General features: G+C 69.4%; 4 protein-coding genes. 3 read left to right on the top strand and 1 reads right to left on the bottom strand.

Features of this window, described 5'->3' with window-relative positions; translation table 11 throughout:
* The coding region (locus MO1_RS14550; RefSeq protein ID WP_082724439.1) for a choice-of-anchor I family protein at positions 1 to 3,262 on the bottom strand (3,262 nt) is incomplete at its 3' end.
* 144 nt (positions 3,263 to 3,406) lie between these two features.
* On the opposite strand from MO1_RS14550, the gene MO1_RS14400 reads away from it, so the two are divergent.
* From MO1_RS14400 to MO1_RS14390, 3 genes are read left to right on the top strand one after another with little or no spacing between them, the layout of a single operon-like run.
* Positions 3,407 to 4,183, top strand: a complete 777-nt coding sequence (locus tag MO1_RS14400) for an enoyl-CoA hydratase-related protein (protein ID WP_036309851.1) — start codon at positions 3,407 to 3,409, stop codon at positions 4,181 to 4,183.
* Entirely contained in the window at positions 4,180 to 4,584 is a 405-nt protein-coding gene (locus tag MO1_RS14395) for a RidA family protein (protein ID WP_060916419.1), read from the top strand. Before MO1_RS14400 ends, MO1_RS14395 begins: the two co-directional genes overlap by 4 nt.
* Positions 4,577 to 4,954 (top strand): SH3 domain-containing protein, encoded by a 378-nt coding sequence (locus MO1_RS14390; protein ID WP_235186046.1) that lies wholly within the window; start codon positions 4,577 to 4,579, stop codon positions 4,952 to 4,954. Before MO1_RS14395 ends, MO1_RS14390 begins: the two co-directional genes overlap by 8 nt.
* Positions 4,955 to 5,105 lie beyond the last annotated feature (151 nt).

The following is a 5,105-nucleotide window of genomic DNA, read 5'->3' as shown; positions in this document are numbered from 1 at the left end:
TGGGTTCGCTGGGCTCCGTGACCTCGACGGCACGTCCGAGCGGAGCCGGGTCGACGACGTCGCGTGAGGCGAAGTAGTCCACGGTGGCGGCGAGGTCGGCCTGGCCGGTGTCGGTCCGGACGGTTCCCTCGGCGAAGGCGGCGAACCCGTCGCCGCCGGCCGCCAGGAACGAGTTCGTCACGACGGTGAAGACGTCATCCGCGGCGATCTCCTCGCCCTTGAACGTCATCGAGGTGACCTCGCCGGAGCGTCCCACGCTCTCGCCCGGAAGGGGCGTCGCCTCGGTGTACTCGTACGAGAAGCCCTCCGAGACGCCGAGGTGGAGCTTCGGGCGCTCGCCCTCCGCCTTCCACTGCTGCTCCAGGATCGTCGCGATCTGTGCGCCGGTGAGGGGCACGGTGACCAGGGTGTTCGCGAACGGCTGCACGTCGGCGACCTCGCGGTAGCTGACGACTCCGTCCTCGCCCTTGAGGAGGTCTGCGCGCAGACCGCCCGGGTTCATGAGCGCGATCTGCGCCGGCGTCCCGCTGTAGGCCTCGTTCGACGTGGCCCACAGGTAGACGTCGGCGACGGTGTTCCCGAGCGTCGACTCGACGCCGCGGTCCGAGCCCTTCGTGCCGCCGCGCAGGATGTCGCCGCTGATGCGACCGACCTCCTTCGACCCCTCGACCTCGGCGTACGCTGCTGCGTCCGCCACGATCTTCGCGACGGCGGCATCCGGGGCGTAGTCACCGTCGAGGAGCTTCTCGGTCGTGCCCGTGATCGACAGCAGCTCCTTGGTCGAGCGGTCGACCTCGAGCGACAGGCGTCCCATCGCCGTGCCGTATTCGGCGGCCTGGATGACGGGGCGGGTCTCGCCACCCGGCGCCGCGACCTCGCAGGCGTACGTCTGGTGCGTGTGCGCTGAGACGATCGCGTCGATGTCCGCGGACGCGCCGCGGACGAGCTTTCCGAAGTCGGACGGGTCGGATGCCACGACGGCGCAGTCGTTCGAGGCTGCCGTACCCGAGTGGGTGAGCAGCACGGTGATGTCGGCGAGGTCGCCATCGGTGATCTTCTTCGCGACACGGTTGGCGGCGGCCAGCTGGTCGCCGAACTCGATACCGGAGATGCCGTCTGGGCTCACCATCGTCGCCGTGTCGGTGGTGACCGTGCCGATGAATGCGACGCGCACGCCGTCGACCGTCTTCACGCTGTACTCCCGGAGGGCAGGAGTCGTCGTGCCCTTGTCGTAGACGTTCGCGCCGAGCGCGAGGTCCTCGCTTCCATAGGAGGGGATGACGCGGTCTGTGAGGTCCTCGAAGCCGCGGTCGAACTCGTGGTTTCCGACAGCCGAGACGTCGAGCCCGGCCGCGATCAGCGAGTCGATGGTCGGCTCGTCGTCCTGGATGAAGGACGTGAACGTCGACGCGCCGATGTTGTCGCCGGCGGAGACGAAGAGCGTGTTCGGGTTCTCTTCCTCGGCGGCATCGACCGCGCCGGCGAGGACGGCCGCGCCGACCTGGTTGGCTGAGCTGTCCATGCCGGCTTCGATGCGCCCGTGGAAGTCGTTGATCGTCAGGATGTCGATTTCTATCGCGTCGAGGGCGTCCTCGATGACGAACAGGGTGGTCGTCCCCGAGACCTCGTTGCCGACCGCGAGCATCGGGATGCCGCTGGGCGACTCGTCGGCGGGGATGAAGGCGACGCCCTCGGGTCCGAGGTCGCCGGCCATGGCGAGGTCGCCGCCGTCGTCGACGGACTGCGAGAAGTCGCGGTTGTTGACGTAGGTGACGAACGTGGGGGAGGCCGGGTCGCTGATGTCGTACGCCGCGATGCCGCCGACGCGCTCGAAGCCGACGAACGCGTAGGTGCGTCCGCTCAGTTCGCCGATCGTGACGCTCTCGGGCTCGGGGCCCTTGTCGTCGCTGCGGCCCTCGAGGTTCGACTCGGAGTGGTTGGAGTTGAAGTACTCGGGCGCAGCGGCCGCGGTGACCTCTTCGAAGCTCGACCCGGAGTCCCAGACGAGCTCGCCGTCCGTCGTCCAGATCGCGAACGAGCGACCGCCGAAGGAGTACAGCTCTTCGTAGCAACCGCGGTCGGCGTTGAGGCCGTTCTCGATCGTGACGTTGAGGCGGCCGAGGTCGGCGTTGCCGAGCTTGCCGGCGACCGGGCTGTCGGCGCAGACGGGGGCGCGCCCGTCCGACCCGAGGTCCTTGGCGCGGACGGCCTCGGCGTAGTCGCCCCACTCGCGGGCGTCGCCCTCGTTCGCGGTCACGAGGTAGGTGGTGCCGGCGGCGGTGTAGGAGCCGATCGCGTCGGGCTGGTACATGCCCTTGAGGCCCTCATAGGTGCGGAGGGAGATCTTGCCGTTGCGGTCGCTCAGGTCGAGCGCGTTCTTCGCGAGGCCGTGGTCTTTGAAGCCGAGGGCGTGGATGTCAGTGACTGTCGCGGACTCGAGGTCCACCGCGGCGATGGCATTCGCCTCTTGCAGAGTGGCGTAGGCGACGCCACCGATGACGGTGACGTATTCGGGTTCGAGGTTGCGGCTGACCGGGTGGTCGTCGCCATGAGGGGTCGGACCGAAGACGCGGACGTCCGGGTCGAGCACCCCTGCGGCCTCGTAGGCATGGAAGTCTGCGGTGCGGACAGCGCTCTGGGCAGGAGCCTTTTTGGCGGTCGGAAGGGCGACGACGCCGATCGATCCCTCGGGGTCCGAACTGAAGTCGTCTGCGGGCTCGCCTTCGTTGGCGACGACCGCGTACGCCCCGTCGGAGGCAACGGTGACCATGTCGGGAAGGGAACCGACCTGCACGGTGCCGAGCGTCGCGGTGTCGGCGGTGGCGGCATCCGCGTCGAAGAAGACGAGGCGCCCCGGGGCCGTCTTGTCGGGCGCCTCGATGGCAGCGATGCCGAGGCCGTCCTCGCGGATGGCGACAGAGTTCGCGATGCCCTCGGACGTGAGGGAGAAGAGCTTCGTCGGAGCGGTCGGGTCGGAGGCGTCGAGCACGTCGATGACGCCTGCCTCGGCGTTGACGACGAACAGACGGTCCTTGTAGGCGGTGACGATCTCGGCCGCGGAGGCATCGAAGATGCCGGTCTCGTAGGAGCCGATGGGTGTGAGCGTGAGCGGGGCGTCCGTGGCGGACGTGGCGATGGGGGCCGCCACCACGGCGGCGGTCGCCGGGGTGGCGGCGTTGACGACGAGTGTGCAGGTGACGGCGGTGACGACGCCCAGCGCGAGGGCGCGATGGGCGGTGCTGCGGAAGGCGTGCGAAGGCATGGATTCCTCGGGATCGGAGTCGTGCGCGAAGTGCGCTCCTCCGTCCTATCGAGGGCGAGTGTCCAGGTCGCCTGCCGAAGCGTGGACGGAGGGTTAACGGACCTTGTCCGACCCGTGGCGGCATCCGTCTGCGAGCATGTGGGCATGACGGATTACGCGACCATCCTCACCGAGACGCGCGGGCGCGTCGGGTGGATCACCCTCAACCGACCCGAGGCGCTGAACGCCCTCAACGCACAGGTCATGCACGATGTCGTGGACGCCGCGGAGGCCTTCGACGCGGATGCCGGGATCGGTGCGATTGTGCTCACCGGCAGCGAGCGGGCATTCGCGGCGGGTGCCGACATCAAAGAGATGGAGGCGCTCAGCGGGAGCGAGATGCTGCTCGCGGACCACTTCGGCAAGTGGTCGCGCTTCGCCGCGGTGCGGACGCCGACGATCGCCGCGGTGTCGGGGTATGCGCTCGGCGGCGGGTGCGAATTGGCGATGATGTGCGACATCATCCTCGCGGCCGACTCAGCGCGGTTCGGGCAACCGGAGATCGGTCTCGGGGTGATCCCGGGTCTGGGCGGCACGCAGCGGCTGGTGCGGGCGATCGGGTCGTTCAAGGCCGCCGAGCTGGTGCTGACGGGCCGACAGCTGACGGCCGATGAGGCGGAGCGCGCGGGTCTGGTCTCGCGTGTCGTCGCGGCGGCGGACCTGCCGGATGAGGCGCAGCGGACCGCGGAGACGATCGCGTCGAAGCCGTTGCCAGCGCTGTACGCGGCGACGGCGGCCCTCGATGTCGCTGTCGAGTCGACGCTCGCGGAGGGGCTGCGGTTCGAGCGGCAGGCGTTCGCGGGGCTGTTCGACACCGCCGACCAGAAGGAAGGCATGGCGGCGTTCCGCGAGAAGCGCGCACCGGAGTTTCGGCACCGATGAGCGCCGTCCGTCTTGTGCGCTCGGAGGCTCTCGCCGCGGCGCCGTACGCCTTCGCATCCCGGGTCGACGCGGGGGCGGAGCTGATCTTCCTCGCTGGTGCGTGTCCGCTTGCCGACGACGGCTCGACGGTCGCTGTCGGTGACGTCGCGGGTCAGGCTCAGCGCTGCGTCGAAACGATGCTCGTCGCGTTGGATGCCGCCGGTGCTGCGCTCGCCGACGTCGCCTCGACGCGGGTCTTGGTGGCGTCCTCGGACCGGCACGACCTTGTGGCGGCGTGGGATGTCGTACGAGCGGCCTTCGGAGACCACGACGTGCCGAGCACGCTGATGGGCGTGGCAGTGCTGGGGTACGCGGATCAGCTGGTCGAGATCGAGGCCGTTGCGGCGGTCCGCCGTGGATGACCGCCGGATGCTGCTCGCCGATCACGAGCCTCCGGAGCGCGCGCCGCTGCAGGTCGAGGTCGGCGAGCGGGTGCAGGTGGGGGACCGCGACGACGAATGGCCGGCGTTCGTGTTCGTGACTGCGGGCGAGGGGACCGGGTGGGTTCCGTCCCGGCATATCGAAGACGGCGTGGTCGTCACGGCGTACGACACGACCGAATTGCGAGCCTTCGCGGGCGACGTCGTCGAGGTGATCGTCGACGATCCGAAGAGCGAGTGGGCGTGGTGCCGCGACGCGCATGGGAACGAGGGATGGATCCCGCACCGGGTGCTCGAACTTCGAGCTGAAGGAGTCCGAGGCCCCGACGCGGAACGTTTACACGCGGGCTGATCCTTCTCGTCTCCGGCGGGCACGACTGTGGCGCGGGTGGCGAGGCGTGCGAGGTGTCCCAGTCCTTGCTCAGAACGGTGCGGGTTCTCCGGGTGGTGGTGCGGCAGGGGTGAACGCGACGGCCGGTGTCGGTGCGTCTTCGCGATACGTT

Source organism: Microbacterium oleivorans NBRC 103075, from assembly GCF_001552475.1.
Lineage (GTDB): Bacteria > Actinomycetota > Actinomycetes > Actinomycetales > Microbacteriaceae > Microbacterium > Microbacterium oleivorans.
This window is presented reverse-complemented; position numbering and strand designations above follow the sequence as displayed.